The organism is Rhizobium mayense (assembly GCF_030272705.1).
GTDB classification, from domain to species: Bacteria; Pseudomonadota; Alphaproteobacteria; order Rhizobiales; family Rhizobiaceae; genus Rhizobium; species Rhizobium mayense.
In genome coordinates, this window is the sequence record NZ_JARFYM010000010.1 from 37,946 (window position 1) to 51,317 (window position 13,372).

General features: G+C 60.3%; 15 protein-coding genes. 8 read left to right on the plus strand and 7 right to left on the minus strand.

The window, feature by feature from the left end; translation table 11 throughout:
- Nucleotide 1 precedes the first annotated feature (1 nt).
- The 3 genes from PY649_RS14190 (at nt 2) to PY649_RS14200 (ending at nt 2,080) form a co-directional block, all read left to right on the plus strand.
- Nucleotides 2–229 carry a toxin-antitoxin system HicB family antitoxin gene (locus PY649_RS14190; RefSeq protein WP_285869115.1) on the plus strand — a complete coding sequence of 76 codons (228 nt, stop codon included), beginning with the start codon at nt 2–4 and terminating at the stop codon, nt 227–229.
- Between the two features lie 30 nt (nt 230–259).
- The gene (gene ybaK / locus PY649_RS14195) at nt 260–733 is read left to right on the plus strand and encodes a Cys-tRNA(Pro) deacylase (protein WP_285869116.1); all 474 of its coding nucleotides are present in this window, start codon (nt 260–262) and stop codon (nt 731–733) included.
- Nucleotides 734–826: 93 nt separating this feature from the next.
- Complete coding sequence (locus PY649_RS14200; protein WP_285869117.1) at nt 827–2,080, plus strand: aminopeptidase; 1,254 nt, start codon at nt 827–829, stop codon at nt 2,078–2,080.
- A 3-nt stretch (nt 2,081–2,083) separates the two neighbouring features.
- On the opposite strand, the gene PY649_RS14205 is transcribed toward PY649_RS14200, so the two are convergent.
- The 3 genes from PY649_RS14205 to xseA all read right to left on the minus strand — a co-directional run bounded on the left by PY649_RS14205 (nt 2,084) and on the right by xseA (nt 5,514).
- The gene (locus PY649_RS14205) at nt 2,084–3,193 is read right to left on the minus strand and encodes an endonuclease/exonuclease/phosphatase family protein (protein ID WP_285869118.1); all 1,110 of its coding nucleotides are present in this window, start codon (nt 3,191–3,193) and stop codon (nt 2,084–2,086) included.
- Between the two features lie 105 nt (nt 3,194–3,298).
- Complete coding sequence (locus tag PY649_RS14210) at nt 3,299–3,895, minus strand: NAD(P)H-dependent oxidoreductase (protein WP_285869119.1); 597 nt, start codon at nt 3,893–3,895, stop codon at nt 3,299–3,301.
- Nucleotides 3,895–5,514, minus strand: a complete 1,620-nt coding sequence (gene xseA / locus PY649_RS14215; protein WP_285869120.1) for an exodeoxyribonuclease VII large subunit — start codon at nt 5,512–5,514, stop codon at nt 3,895–3,897. Before xseA ends, PY649_RS14210 begins: the two co-directional genes overlap by 1 nt.
- Nucleotides 5,515–5,651: 137 nt before the next feature.
- On the opposite strand from xseA, the gene PY649_RS14220 reads away from it, so the two are divergent.
- A complete protein-coding gene (locus PY649_RS14220; RefSeq protein WP_285869121.1) occupies nt 5,652–5,879 on the plus strand; it encodes a homogentisate export protein in 228 nt (75 codons plus the stop codon).
- Between the two features lie 14 nt (nt 5,880–5,893).
- Here the strand turns inward: PY649_RS14220 and PY649_RS14225 are convergent, their stop codons facing one another.
- Nucleotides 5,894–7,714 carry a hypothetical protein gene (locus tag PY649_RS14225; RefSeq protein WP_432761358.1) on the minus strand — a complete coding sequence of 607 codons (1,821 nt, stop codon included), beginning with the start codon at nt 7,712–7,714 and terminating at the stop codon, nt 5,894–5,896.
- 258 nt (nt 7,715–7,972) lie between these two features.
- On the opposite strand from PY649_RS14225, the gene PY649_RS14230 reads away from it, so the two are divergent.
- Nucleotides 7,973–8,986 carry a glycosyltransferase gene (locus tag PY649_RS14230; RefSeq protein ID WP_285869123.1) on the plus strand — a complete coding sequence of 338 codons (1,014 nt, stop codon included), beginning with the start codon at nt 7,973–7,975 and terminating at the stop codon, nt 8,984–8,986.
- Nucleotides 8,983–9,369: a GtrA family protein gene (locus PY649_RS14235; RefSeq protein ID WP_285869124.1), complete on the plus strand. Its 387-nt coding sequence runs from the start codon at nt 8,983–8,985 to the stop codon at nt 9,367–9,369. Before PY649_RS14230 ends, PY649_RS14235 begins: the two co-directional genes overlap by 4 nt.
- Before the next feature lie 9 nt (nt 9,370–9,378).
- Here the strand turns inward: PY649_RS14235 and PY649_RS14240 are convergent, their stop codons facing one another.
- Together PY649_RS14240 and PY649_RS14245 are read right to left on the minus strand one after the other, a co-directional pair.
- Entirely contained in the window at nt 9,379–10,365 is a 987-nt protein-coding gene (locus PY649_RS14240) for a Gfo/Idh/MocA family protein (RefSeq protein ID WP_285869125.1), read from the minus strand.
- A 215-nt stretch (nt 10,366–10,580) separates the two neighbouring features.
- A complete protein-coding gene (locus PY649_RS14245) occupies nt 10,581–10,820 on the minus strand; it encodes a hypothetical protein (protein WP_285869126.1) in 240 nt (79 codons plus the stop codon).
- A gap of 386 nt (nt 10,821–11,206) precedes the next feature.
- Between PY649_RS14245 and PY649_RS14250 the strand changes: the two genes are divergently transcribed.
- On the plus strand, nt 11,207–12,157 hold the full coding sequence (locus PY649_RS14250) for an aldo/keto reductase (RefSeq protein WP_285869127.1): 951 nt from the start codon (nt 11,207–11,209) through the stop codon (nt 12,155–12,157).
- Nucleotides 12,158–12,176: 19 nt separating this feature from the next.
- Entirely contained in the window at nt 12,177–12,620 is a 444-nt protein-coding gene (locus tag PY649_RS14255) for a GNAT family N-acetyltransferase (protein ID WP_285869128.1), read from the plus strand.
- A 51-nt stretch (nt 12,621–12,671) separates the two neighbouring features.
- Here PY649_RS14255 and PY649_RS14260 read toward each other — a convergent pair whose 3' ends face one another.
- On the minus strand, nt 12,672–13,289 hold the full coding sequence (locus tag PY649_RS14260) for a hypothetical protein (RefSeq protein WP_285869129.1): 618 nt from the start codon (nt 13,287–13,289) through the stop codon (nt 12,672–12,674).
- Nucleotides 13,290–13,372 lie beyond the last annotated feature (83 nt).

Consider the following 13,372-nt stretch of genomic DNA (forward strand, 5'->3'; position numbering starts at 1 on the left):
CATGAGCACATTGACAATCCGCCTTCCAAACGATCAGCATGAGCGACTGAAAGCTCTCGCGGCCGCCCGCGGCACGAGCCTCAACAAGCTTTTCGAAGAACTTTCAACGAAAGCGCTGACTGAGTTCGACGCCGAAACGCGTTTCCGCCTGAGAGCGGCAAACGGTGATAGAGCACGAGGATTGGAGATCCTTGAAAAGCTTGACAGCATTCATTCTAAGCGCGGATGAGATCGCATCGCTAAACACACCGGTATCTGCATGTCCAAAACTACCCGCGCCACGCAAGTACTGACCCAGGCCAAGGTTGCCTTCACCGTCCATAGCTATGACTACGATCCGAACGCCGAGCGCGTTGGCATGCAGGCGGCGGAGGCGTTGGGCGAGGAGCCGCATCGGGTGTTGAAGACGTTGATGGCGGAGGTGGACGGCAAGCCGGTCTGCGTGGTCGTGCCTTCCGATCATGAGGTCAGCATGAAGAAACTTGCCGGCGCTTTCGGCGGCAAGTCGGCGAATATGATGAAGCCCACCGATGCCGAGCGGCTGACCGGCTATCATGTCGGCGGTATCAGCCCTTTCGGCCAGAAGAAGGTGGTGCCGACGGCGATCGAGGCGCAGGCGATGACGGAGACTCATGTCTACATCAACGGCGGCCAGCGCGGCCTTCAGGTGCGCCTTACCCCCCAGGATGCGCTGGCGGTTTTGAAAGCCAAAGCCGCCCCGCTGATTGCCTGATCGCGCCTGAAAAACAAAACTGCCTTCATTTTCGCCGCAAACCGGTCTAAGTCTGTGGACCGTTCTTCCGATCCTCAGCATGCAGGTCTTGCCATGACGTTCGCCTCCCCCAACCACCATCCCGTCGATCCCACCAAGCTGGAAAAGCTCGCCGAAGTGGCCGTGAAGGTCGGGCTGCAACTGCAGAAGGGCCAGGATCTGGTCATCACCGCGCCGGTCGTGGCCATGCCGCTGGTGAGGCTGATCACCCGCGAGGCCTATAAATCCGGCGCGGGTCTGGTCACTGCCTTCTATTCCGACGAAGAAACCACGCTTGCCCGCTATGAATACGGCCATGACGAAAGCTTCGATCGCGCTTCGAGCTGGCTCTACGAAGGCATGGCCAAGGCCTATGCCAACAATGCCGCGCGGCTCGCCATCTCCGGCGACAATCCGATGCTGCTCTCCGGCCAGGACCCGGCCAAGGTGGCGCGCGCCAACCGCGCCAACTCGGCCGCTTACAAGCCGGCGCTGGAAAAGATCTCCAATTTCGATATCAACTGGAACATCGTCTCCTATCCGAACCCTTCCTGGGCGAAGCTGGTTTTCCCGGACGATCCGGAAGCGATCGCCGTCGCCAAGCTCGCCAAGGCGATCTTCGCCGCCTCGCGCGTCGACGTGCCGGACCCGATCAGCGCCTGGGCCGAGCACAATGCCAACCTGCGCAAGCGGTCTGCCTGGATGAACGGCCAGCGCTTTGCCACTCTGCATTTCCGGGGTCCGGGCACCGATGTGAAGATCGGTCTTGCCGATGGCCACGAATGGCATGGCGGCGCCTCGGTCGCCAAGAATGGCATTACCTGCAACCCGAACATCCCGACCGAAGAGGTGTTCACCACGCCGCATGCGCTGCGCGTCGAAGGTTATGTCTCCTCGACCAAGCCGCTGTCGCATCAGGGCACGTTGATCGACAATATCCAGGTTCGCTTCGAAGGCGGCCGCATCGTCGAGGCCAAGGCGTCGCGCGGCGAGGAAGTGCTGAACAAGGTGCTGGATACCGATGAGGGCACCCGCCGGCTCGGTGAGGTGGCACTGGTGCCGCATTCCTCTCCGATCTCTGCCAGCGGCATCCTGTTCTACAACACGCTGTTCGACGAAAATGCCTCCTGCCACATCGCGCTCGGCCAGTGCTATTCCAAATGCTTCATTGATGGCGCGACATTGAGCCAGGAACAGATCAAGGCCCAGGGCGGCAATTCCAGCTTGATTCACATCGACTGGATGATCGGCTCCGACAAGGTGGACATCGACGGCATCACGCCGGATGGCGCGCGGGTTCCGGTGATGCGCAAGGGCGAGTGGGCGTAACGGTCAGATATCCAAATCCACCCATATGGCTGCATGGTCCGATGCGCCCTGCCGCTCCGTCGTGAGGTTGGGGTAGACGTCCCAGCGTTTGGGGCGCGATCCCGGCCATAGGCCCTTGCGGAAAACACCGCCACGCTGAACCTTGTCGAAGAGGGTCGGTGACAGGAAGAGATAGTCGATCTTGCTGGTGGTGTTGCAGACACCATAGGTGCCGGGATAGCCGCCATCGTCGAAGTCGGGATGGGTGAAAGCATCCCTTAGACTGCTGGTGGTTAGCGGCTTCAGCGGGTGGCTGTCGGGAAAGTCGTTGAGGTCACCGATCAAGGCAATGTAATCGAGACCTTCCGTCAGCAGGGCCTCGTAGATTTCCCGTGCCCGCTTCGCCTGAACCTTGCGGCGGGCATCGGAGGCTTGCACGCCGCCATAGCCCTTGCTCTTGAAATGATTGACCAAGACGACGAGCGTCGCGCCGGCGGGCGTGGTAACGCGATATTCGGCGCAATCGCGTGAGAAGATCAGCGAACCATCGGGCGTGCGGTCATCGACATGGCTGCGCATGAAGCCGATCGGGAAAATCTTGCGCGTCATAAGGCCAACATCGATGCCGCGCTCGTCATTGCCGTCGATCACCATGACATGTGCGAAGGGATCGCCGCCGACCACAGGCACGATCAACGAGTTGAAAGCAGACAGTGCCGGTCGACTTTCGACTTCGACAATACCCAACACATCGGCTTTGATATCGTTCATGACGCGGGCCGTGTTGCGCATCGCCTCTTCATCCACCGGCTCTTCACGCAACTCCAGCGAGCCGACCCAATCGGCCCGGCCGTTGGCGACAATGACGACGCCGCCGGTCTTCGGCCGCGTCAACAGCGCGCCGCGATTGCGCCGGAGAAGAACGAAGGGACCGGTATCGCTCCTCTCCAAACCAAGCGCGATGATCAATTCCATCATCTTCCGCTTGTCGGCGTCACTGTAGCTCACCTGGCCAAGCAGACCTTCAAGCGCCGCGAATTTCTCCAGGATCGGGCGCCCTTCCTCCCAGCTATCGAGATTCATCGCCTTGGCACGATCGAACAGGTTTTCAACATTATAAGAGGCCAATCTCATCGTATGGTCCTCCTAAAAAAACATGGCCTTAGAATAACATAGTGTCGCGAAAACCGCATATCAGCCGAATTGATTGCGGATCGGCTACCGTGGGGATTAGTTAGATCAGAGCGAAAGGGCGGCCAGAGCGTTCCTGACGCGAGCGAGATGGGCGAGACGCCGGGCTTGGCTGATCCGATCCATGTCATGCAGGGTCAACATACGGAAATCGAGCCGCTTGGAGCAGAAGGCGGCAATGCCGCGTTTCAAAAGGCGGCGCACTGGATTGCCCATATAGAGATGCACCACCCACCAGGGTGAACCGGTCGTCGTCAGCGCCCAGAACAGGCGGATATTGCTCAACTGGGGCACGATACGACCGCCGGCGGAATCGTGGCGGAAAGCGATGCCGGGAGCAAAGGCGCGATCGAAAAAGCCCTTGAGAATGGCCGGAAAATTGAACCACCATTGCGGAAAGACCAGGATCAGGCCGTCAGCCACCCGAAGCCGGGCGACAATATCCTCGACAGCGGAGGTATCATAGGGCTCGTCGAAATAACCGCGCCGCTCCGCTTCGGACAGGCGGGGGTCGAAATTCTCACGATAAAGATCGAGCAGATCCACCTGATGTCCGCCGATGACAAGCGTCTCCTCAGCCGTTTTCGCCACCGCTGCGGCAAAGCTATCCTCTAGCGGATGGGCGAGTACGAGCAGGATGCGCATCAGAACAGGCTGCCCTGCTTCGGCGGATCGGCGGCGGCAGCAGCCGCCCTCGCAGTCCGCTTCTTCTGCGACGGAGTGCCTTCCGGAGGCGCTCCGGGCGATGGAGTGGCGGGGCTGTCGCCGGTGATCGCGCCGATGCGGCCATCGGCGAATTCAATCGAGATCGCCGCACCTGTGGCAAGGGCTGCGGCCAGCGAAACCGGCCGGTCGGCGTCGTCACGCACGACGGCATAGCCGCGCTTCAGCACATTCTTGTAGGACAGGGACTGCAGAACCCGCTCCTGGGCCACCAACTCACCCCGCACCCGCACGAGCTGATGGCGGATCGCCGTATCGGCATGGCGGGAAAGATTGCCTAGTAGATCGCGGGCGCGGCCGGTTTGCGCCGCCAGCCGCGACGGCAGCGTGGCGAAAACGGCGTCCGCCCGACCGATACGCGCACGGGCACGATCGATCATTCGCTCGATGGTGCGTTCGGCGCGGCTCATCCGCTCGCTCAGCATCTGCCGCCGCTCGACAATACGGCTCGAGAGCACGTCGGGCCGCAGATGCGAGGCGGTGCGCTCGAAGATGCGACGCTTATTGAGCGTGTTCAGCTCCAGCCCGCGGCCCAAACCGGCGGCAGCCTCGTCGAAGCGCCGGCGCGGCAGGGCCAGAAGCTGGTCGAGCGATGGCAACGCCCGAAGCAGCGCACGCACGGCCTGCCGGCGTTGATCCATTTGCCTGCCGACACCGCCTTGCAGACGGGCGGCAAGGCTTGCGAGCTGCGCCTCCAGTTCAGCCTTGACCGGTACGGCCATTTCCGCGGCCCCGGTCGGCGTCGGCGCCCGAACGTCGGCGGCATAGTCGATCAGCGTCCAGTCGGTTTCATGGCCGACGGCGGAGATCAACGGGATCTCGCTTGCCGCGGCGGCGCGGGTGACCGCCTCGTCATTGAAGCTCCAGAGATCCTCCAGGCTGCCGCCGCCGCGGGCGACGATCAGCACGTCGGGACGGGGAACGGGACCTCCGGGCGCAAATTCGTTGAAGCCCCGGATGGCGTTCGCAACCTCATCGCCCGAACCCTCCCCTTGCACTTTTACCGGCCAAACAAGGACATGCACGGGGAAACGATCAGAGATGCGGTGCAGGATGTCGCGGATGACAGCACCCGTCGGCGAGGTGACGACGCCGATCACCTTCGGCATGAAGGGAAGCCGTCGCTTGCGGTCGGCATCGAACAGGCCTTCGGCGCCGAGCTGGCGCTTACGTTCCTCCAGGAGAGCCATCAGCGCACCGGCGCCCGCCGGCTCCAGCGTTTCGATGACGATCTGGTATTTCGAGGAGCCAGGGAACGTCGTCACCTTGCCGGTTGCGATCACCTCCATCCCCTCTTCGGGGCGAAACTTCAGTCTGGAAAATGTGCCTTTCCAGATCACCGCGTCGATGCGGGCTCGGTCGTCCTTCAGCGAAAAATAGGCGTGGCCGGAAGAATGCGGCCCGCGATAGCCGGAAATTTCGCCGCGCACACGCACTTGGTCGAAGGCGCTCTCGACGGTACGCTTGATCGATCCGGACAATTCCGAGACAGAATATTCCGCGAGATTCGTCGGCGAATCATTCTCAAAGAAGCTGCTCATACGGTCCTTTTATCCGAAGTCGCCGCAAATGCGGAGCCTATTGCTTCATCAAGCGTTAACCCTATGCACAAAGCCTTTCTTAGCCATCCCCATGCAATTCTGTGCAAAGTTGTTTTTGGTAAAGAGGAGGTGGAGCGATGATATTCGTAACCGCCATAGTCACCGGCATTGCGGCCGGTCTGCAGCGTTCGACCATCGGCTCGATCCTGGGCGCAGCCCTTGTCAGCATCACCTTCATGGCAGCCGTTGCCGCCTCAGCGGTTCCCCCGCCTTTGACGACATTGTTCATCGCTCTCGGTGGCTACAATCTGGGCTTCATCAGTTATCTCGTCACGCTCGACGCGCTGGAGCAGCGCCAGGCTTGATCCGGCGCCCTAACTCAATCCAGCGGTTTGAACCGGAAGAACTGCACATCCGACTTCGCCGCCGCCGGGATCGGCTCGAGATAGCTGGGCACATGACCCCGGCCGAGTTGAGCATAGAGCCCCTCGGGCTTCAGCTTTGAAACTTCCTTCACCTGCGGATCACCCGAGCAAAAGGCAACCAGCGTCACATGAGCGCCGCGCAGGAAGGCTTCCGCCTCCTTTGGCTCCGCAAGGCCGATATGCAGTTCGGTCAGCATGCCGCCCTGGTCGCGATGATAGGGACCGGACAGCACGCGGTGCGGCGTGAAGCGCAGGATAGGCGAACCCATGTTGGAGGCCGCCGAAACGACGCCGGGATCGAGGCCTGCGATCGGTGCCAGCGCTTCTTTCGAGGCACAGTTCCCCGCCCCGTCCGCATCCGTGAGCGGGTCGGCGAAGAAGCCGTTTTCGATCCCGTTATAGGCGAGTGTGCCGCCGACGGCCCATACGGCGGGCACCGAGAGTAGCGTGGCGGCGACATAGAAGAAGGCCGCGCCCATATCTTCCGTGTCGGCGGCGGAGATGCGGCGAAGTTCGGCAAGCAGAAGCGCGAGCGGCGGAATGGCGAGCAGATTGGAAAACTCGGCCCCGCGCACCTGGACCAGCGCAATAATCCAGTTGATCGCCACCAGGGCCAGAAGAACGGCATGCAACCGGGCGCGCTCGCGGCGCAACATGCGGAAGATGCAAACGAGGATCGCCAGGAAGCCGGTGGCATAGAAAGCGCCCAGCGTTTCCGGCTGATGGCGGGACAAGGTGAAAATCGACTGCGCCTCGGAGACGCTGTTCAGCCACAGTTGCACCAGCATCGGATCGAGGTCGGCAAGCGGATCGCGCAGGCATTGGGGCGCGATCGCCAGCATCGTCGCAAAGACGGCCACGCCATTGGCGGCCAGCACCAGCAGACGCCACGGGCGCGATAGACGGCTGGCAAACAAGGCGGATAGCAACAGGCCGGCGGCGCCGACACTGGTCATGCTGTAAAAGCCCAGCGAGAGATTGTCGCAAGTGACGGCGGAATAAAGATGCGGCGGCACCAGCGCAAGGAACGCGGCGCTGACGGCGATCGTCAACGTCAGGGCGAAGGCGCGGGCGGCGGGCGCGAAAACCTCGCCGTCCCAGGCCCAGAGACCGGCAACCACCATGCAGGCGACGGCAACGAACGGCGTCGTCTCTGCACCAATGCCGAGGGCGATCGCAAGGGCAATGGCGGCGATGGCGAAATTACGCGGCCTGTAGGTCTCATCGGCCAGCATCGCGACGGTAAGCGCAACAAGACAGAGCTGCGCATTATCATGATCGATCGAGCCGGGTGCGAAGCGGCGCGATGTCAGCACGAAGAGCGCCGTCAGACCAAGCGAGAAATGCATGCCTTCGACGCCGGCGATCCGGCGGCCGGCAAGCCCCATGAAGGTCATGAACGGCAGCACGAGCAGCAGTGGCCAGACTGTGAGCGCTGCCGCTTCCGCGTTTTCCGGCGCAAGAAACAGCCGGAAGAAGACAATGAGCCCGGCGATCGGCAAGTCGATGAAGCGCGACCAATGCATCAACGTACCGCCTCCGAGGCCGAGGCGGTACTGCATCATGTCAAACCAGCCCTGGCCGCCGAGGAAATCACGCACCTCGACCAGACGCATGACGTCGTCATTGTCGGGACCGACATAATCCGTGGCGTGGCGATTGAAGATCAGTAGAACAACGATGACAGCGACGCTGTAAATCAGCGAGACGAGCCCCAGCCGCGACCAGCGCGAAGGCGCTTTTTCCGCCACCGTCAACGTCGATCCGCGCGACATTTCCACCGCCTGCGCCATCTCGATGAAACCCCGTGTTTGAAGGACATGCGAGGCGACACGCTAACGGCTGCCGATCAAGAAAGGGTAAAGCGAAACTATGTCGCAGCCGATATCACGAGAATGTTCCGGCGGAGGTCACAACCCGCCATTTTTCGCCCGCAGCCATAGCGTCTTATTAACGGGCAGCAGGATAAGTTCTCCTTCGGATTGTCAGTTCGGCCCCAAGTGGAAGTCATGCGTAGGAATTGGTCAGAGACCATGTGGAGTGAGAGCCTGAATATCGCCGTTCTCCTGCCCTGCTACAACGAGGCCGCGACGATCGGCGACGTCGTCCGCGGTTTCCGCCAGGCGTTGCCGCAGGCGGATATCTACGTCTACGACAATAATTCCACCGACGGCACTGCGCTGCACGCCGTGCTCGCGGGTGCGACCGTTGTGCGCGAGCGCCGGCAGGGCAAGGGGCATGTGGTACGCCGCATGTTCGCCGATATCGACGCGGACATCTATGTCATGGCCGACGGTGACGGCACCTACGCGCCGGAGGATGCGGAGGAATTGATCCGTACGCTTTTGACCGAAGGCTCCGACATGGTGGTGGGCACGCGCCGCGGCGTGCACGACGATGCCGGCCGACAGGGACACGCCTTCGGCAACCGGATCTTCAACTGGCTTTACCGAACGATCTTCGGCACTGACTTCACCGACATCTTCTCCGGTTATCGCGCCTTCTCCCGTCGCTTCGTCAAAAGCTTCCCGGCCGTTTCGGGAGGTTTCGAGATCGAGACGGAAATGTCGGTGCATGCCTCGCGGTTGAAACTGCCGGTCAGCGAGCTGGAGCTCGATTACGGCCGCCGGCCGGAGGGTTCGCATTCCAAGCTTTCGACCTTCCGCGACGGCTGGAAGATCCTCTGGATGTTCGCGATGCTGATGAAGGAAACCCGCCCCTTCGCCTTCTTCGGCATCTTGGGCGCCATCTCCATGGAAGCGAGTATCGGCTTCTCGATCCCGGTCCTTGTCGAATTTTTCGAAACCGGCTACGTCGCCCGCATGCCTACCTGGGTGCTGTCCATGGCGCTGATGATGATTTCCTTCATGTTGTTCACGGCCGGCCTGATCCTAGATTCCGTTGCCCGAGCCCGTGCAGAACAGCTTCGCATTCACTATATGAGCTTGGCAAAGCCGATTTCCCACCGGAAACGGGCCAACCAGACGGTATCCATGGAACAGCTAGAACAGCCGACGGGCCGGAAGAAGAAAGCCAAAATGGCATGAAAAAGCTCTTCCGTTTCCTGATTGCCGGCGGCATCGGTTTCGTCGTCGATGCAGGCGTGCTGCATTTGCTGCTCTGGTTCACGCCCTTCGGCCCCTTCGTCGGCCGTGCGATTTCGATACCGAGCGCGCTGCTCGCCACCTGGTTCCTCAACCGCAATTTCACCTTCGGCCGCTCCGACCGCTCGCTGGCGGCCGAAGGCTTCCGTTATGGTTCGGTGGGCCTGACCTCGGCATTGCTGAACTATGCCTTGTTCAGCTCGCTGCTCGTATCCGAACCTACCCTTAAGCCGATCATTGCGCTGACCCTTACATCGGCGGCGGCGACAGCGTTCAGCTTCTTCGGCTATTCACGCTTCGTCTTCCGCCACCGGCAAAATCCCTGAAATACCGGCTCAGACCGGTTCCCAGCCATCCTTTTCGCTGGCGCGGTAGATGGCGTCGATGACCTTCTGATTGAGCTTCGAGCTTTCGAGCGTCACGACTTCCGCGCCCTTGCCCAAGGCCGCCGAGGCAAAGGCTTCCGCCTCGCGCCTGTACTGACGGCTGTCGGGGAAACGGAAGATCTGAGATTCCGAATGGTTGCGATTGGTCAGCTCCAGCTCTTCGGCGCCATAGCGGTCGGCATTGAAGGGAGACTTCACCTCGATGAAACCGTCGGTGCCGTGGAAGACCATGACCTGGCGGGCAGCCATCTGCGTCGAGATATAGAAGCTCAGTTCGAAATCGCCGAAGTCGGCCTTGACGCTGGAATAGATGTCCGTGCCGAATTCTGGATCGCGCTCGGTAACGGCCTGGATGCGCAGGGGCTCGCGCCCGGTGACGAAGCGGGTGCTGATTGTCGGATAGACGCCGATGTCGGGAAGGCCGCCGCCACCGAGTTCCGGGATATTGCGCATATTGCCGGCATCGCGGTTGAAATAGGTGAAGGCGCCCTGGACATGGCGCAGACGGCCGATGGCGCCGGCTGCCAGCAGCGAGCGGACTTTCTGCCAGACGGGCGTATAGGTAACCATATAGGCTTCCGTCACCAGCACCTTGTTGCGGTCGCGGGCTGCAATCAGGCTGTCGATCTCGTCGGCCTTCAGCGCGATCGGCTTTTCGCAGAGCACATGCTTGCCCGCATCGGCCGCCTTGATCGTCCATTCGACATGCTGCGAGGTCGGCAGGGGAATATAGACGGCATCGATCGTATCCGAAGCCAGCATTTCCTCGTAGGAGCCGAAAGCGTGCGGCACGGAAAAGCGATCGGCCATTTCGCGAGCTCGCGCCAGATCACGGCTGGCGACCGCCGTCACCAAACAATTTTCCGCATCCTGAATAGCCGGCACGACCAGTTCCCGGCCGATCTTCGCCGTCGACAAAATTCCGAAACGCAACATGACTTTTCCTCCTGTAGCAGGACCCGATACAGACGACCGCAGGGCGGCAAGCGCGAAGCGGTTTTCGGAGGGGATCCTTGTGAAATGATAGGCAGAGCAAGATGATAGTTCATCTCGGCCGCGATGAAACCGGATAGAACTTTATTCGGCCCTTACCCAAGGCGCAATGGCGTGATGCGGCGCCAGGCCAAAATCCGTTGGGATGCTGGAGATCGTCAAATTAGGTTCGTTAGCAATTCGCCCAAAATTTGAAAGAACAATTCAAAGAACAATTGAAAAAACGCTGCCGGTGAATATGCGAAGGGCCAGCTGACCGCAAGACCAACAAAGCCAAGTGCGATGGCCGCAACCAGACCATGCTTTTCCCAACCATATGCCGCACCGATGCCGATGGCGGTCGCCGTTATGGCGAAAGCCCAGATGCACCGAAAGACGTTTGTCAAAACTCTTGGCATTTCTGGTCCCTCAGCGTCTGCAGCTCGTCAAGATCATTGAGAGTAAGAGCGGCTGCGCCGAAAAATGTGGTTATGCTGAAGACAAACGTCAACATCCAGGCGTCGCCACCCGAGGTTGCATATACCAGCAATAGATTAACTTAGATCTTCTACCATTAGTAAGACTACAAAGATGAAGACAAACAAGCCGGAGCCCATGCGGCATATGCGGCGCGTCTAGTCGAAATATAACGAGTTGCCGCCCAGTCACTACCGGCGATCGGCGGCCGAATAAAATAATAGTTAGTGGCATTTCCTGTGACCGGACGATAACTTGCACCGACGTCCCCTCCCCTTCCGGCCCTTTCCGCGCCGGCCTTTTTGCTCAAGTGATTTGGAGAGTTATTATGGAAATGCGTAAGCTTGGACGAACTGACATTTTCACCGCTCCGATCGTCTTCGGCGGCAATGTCTTCGGCTGGACGGCTGACGAGAAGACCTCCTACACCCTGCTCGATGCCTTCTTCGACGCCGGCTTCAACACGATCGACACCGCCGACGTCTATTCGCGCTGGGTTCCCGGCAACAAGGGCGGCGATTCCGAGGAAATCATCGGCAAGTGGCTGAAGCAAGGACGCGTTGCCCGCGACAAGGCAATCATCATCACCAAGGTCGGCTCGGAAATGGGCCCCGACAAGAAGGGGCTGAAGGCGGACTACATCCTGCAAGCGGTCGAGGATTCTCTGAAGCGGCTGCAGACCGATTATATCGACCTTTATCTATCGCACTGGCCGGACCCGGAAACGCCGCATGAGGAGTCGCTCAGCGCCTATGCGAAGCTGAAGGAACAGGGCAAGATCCGCCATGCCGGCTGCTCCAACCTCAATGCAGAGCAGTTGCAAGCATCCTTCGATGCCGCCAGCAAGGCCGGCCTGCCGCGCTACGATGTGCTGCAGCCCGAATATAACCTCTATGCCCGCGACAGCTTCGAAGGCCCGCTCGCGGACCTCTGCGTCAAGGAAGAAATCGGCGTCATCACTTATTTCAGCCTTGCGGCCGGCTTCCTCACCGGCAAATACCGCAGTAAGGCTGACACCGAAGGTCGGGCGCGCGAAAATCGCGTCTCGGCTTACCTCAACGACAAGGGTTTCCGCATTCTCGCCGCGCTCGACACCGTCGCAGCGGAGACCAAGTCGACGCAGGCCGATGTCGCACTCGCCTGGCTGCTGCGCAAAAGGGGCGTCACCGCACCGATCGCCAGCGCCACCAGCCTCAGCCAGCTCAACGCGCTAATCAATTCGACGAAGCTTTCGCTTTCCGACGAAGCCATGAGCCTGCTCGACAGGGCCGGCAAATAAAGTAAGCAGGAACGAACTTATGACCGTGGTGATCCGTGATGCCAGACACGAAGACGAAGCCCGCTGGCGCGAGCTCTGGGCTGACTATCTCGCCTTCTACGGCGTCGGCATCGCACCCGATATCACCGACAAGACATGGCGCCGGGCCTTCGATCCGGCGTCCGCCATCTTCATGCGCGTCGCCGAAGTCGATGGGGAAGTGAAGGGTTTCACGCTCTGCCTGACGCATGAGGGCACCTGGGTCCGAGCGCCGGATTGTTATCTGGAAGACCTGTTCGTCGCCGAAAGCGCGCGTGGCCTGGGTGTCGGCAGGGCGCTGATGGACGATCTCGTCGCGCTTTGCAAAAAGAACGGCTGGGCGCGGCTCTATTGGCATACGGAAGAGAGCAACGCCACGGCCCGCAAGCTCTACGACAGCTATGTCGAGAGCGATGGACACATCCGTTACCGCATCAATTTTTAAGGCATGATCCCAAAAAGTGCGACGCGGTTTTTTGGATAAGATCATGCCCAATCAAATGACCAGTTTTGGAAATCCTTCGTAGAGGGCCGAATGATCGCCCTGCCAATTTGCCATGCCGCGCTTGGTCAGCATGCCGCGCGGCTGAGCAAAGCTCTGGATCGTCCGTTGCGACCGCTCATGCCACTGGATGTTGAAGGCCCATAATTTCGGGAAAAAGCAGAGCGATGCGTAAGGCAGGTGATCGTGGATCCACCACGCAAGCTTCTGCCAGTCGCCCGCTTCGTGGCAATTGTCGATCAGCCATGGCACGACGATGCAGACTGCCGCACCCATGCAGCCATCGAGATCGCGCATATCCCAGATATGATGCGCGGCCGTATGGGCATTGGTCGAGCAATTCAGGCCGTTCCTGTTGCCAAAGGCGTTGACTTCAGGCGCACGATAGCCGGAGCGGATATGCAGTCGGCCGAAGGTCGCTTCGAGCGGCTCCAGCAATTCCTCGCAAAGCCGGCTGCCGGACTCGATTGCTAGATCGGGGTCGTCCGGGATGTTCGGAATGCGATAAAAATCCGCGATCTCCGAATGCAGGAAATCGCGGAAGAAGAAATTCTTCGACAGCCTGACGCGGCCGAGCTCCTCCAGACCCTTCATCGATCCCGGCTTCTTCATTGTCTCTAACCCATTCTCCGTTCGTGCGGTTGGTGCGGACACTTTATTTCACACCACCGCACCGAATTCCGTCAGCAGGGGGA

Bases quoted from the DNA above. Each gene is read 5' to 3' on its own strand.
- xseA (WP_285869120.1), bottom strand. From the start codon at position 5,514: ATGAGCAGCTTCTTTGAGAATGATTCGCCGACGAATCTCGCGGAATAT.
- PY649_RS14240 (WP_285869125.1), bottom strand. From the start codon at position 10,365: ATGTTGCGTTTCGGAATTTTGTCGACGGCGAAGATCGGCCGGGAACTG.
- PY649_RS14190 (WP_285869115.1), top strand. From the start codon at position 2: ATGAGCACATTGACAATCCGCCTTCCAAACGATCAGCATGAGCGACTG.
- PY649_RS14250 (WP_285869127.1), top strand. From the start codon at position 11,207: ATGGAAATGCGTAAGCTTGGACGAACTGACATTTTCACCGCTCCGATC.
- PY649_RS14230 (WP_285869123.1), top strand. From the start codon at position 7,973: ATGTGGAGTGAGAGCCTGAATATCGCCGTTCTCCTGCCCTGCTACAAC.
- PY649_RS14220 (WP_285869121.1), top strand. From the start codon at position 5,652: ATGATATTCGTAACCGCCATAGTCACCGGCATTGCGGCCGGTCTGCAG.
- PY649_RS14255 (WP_285869128.1), top strand. From the start codon at position 12,177: ATGACCGTGGTGATCCGTGATGCCAGACACGAAGACGAAGCCCGCTGG.
- PY649_RS14200 (WP_285869117.1), top strand. From the start codon at position 827: ATGACGTTCGCCTCCCCCAACCACCATCCCGTCGATCCCACCAAGCTG.
- PY649_RS14225 (WP_432761358.1), bottom strand. From the start codon at position 7,714: ATGTCGCGCGGATCGACGTTGACGGTGGCGGAAAAAGCGCCTTCGCGC.
- PY649_RS14260 (WP_285869129.1), bottom strand. From the start codon at position 13,289: ATGAAGAAGCCGGGATCGATGAAGGGTCTGGAGGAGCTCGGCCGCGTC.
- PY649_RS14235 (WP_285869124.1), top strand. From the start codon at position 8,983: ATGAAAAAGCTCTTCCGTTTCCTGATTGCCGGCGGCATCGGTTTCGTC.
- PY649_RS14205 (WP_285869118.1), bottom strand. From the start codon at position 3,193: ATGAGATTGGCCTCTTATAATGTTGAAAACCTGTTCGATCGTGCCAAG.
- ybaK (WP_285869116.1), top strand. From the start codon at position 260: ATGTCCAAAACTACCCGCGCCACGCAAGTACTGACCCAGGCCAAGGTT.
- PY649_RS14245 (WP_285869126.1), bottom strand. From the start codon at position 10,820: ATGCCAAGAGTTTTGACAAACGTCTTTCGGTGCATCTGGGCTTTCGCC.
- PY649_RS14210 (WP_285869119.1), bottom strand. From the start codon at position 3,895: ATGCGCATCCTGCTCGTACTCGCCCATCCGCTAGAGGATAGCTTTGCC.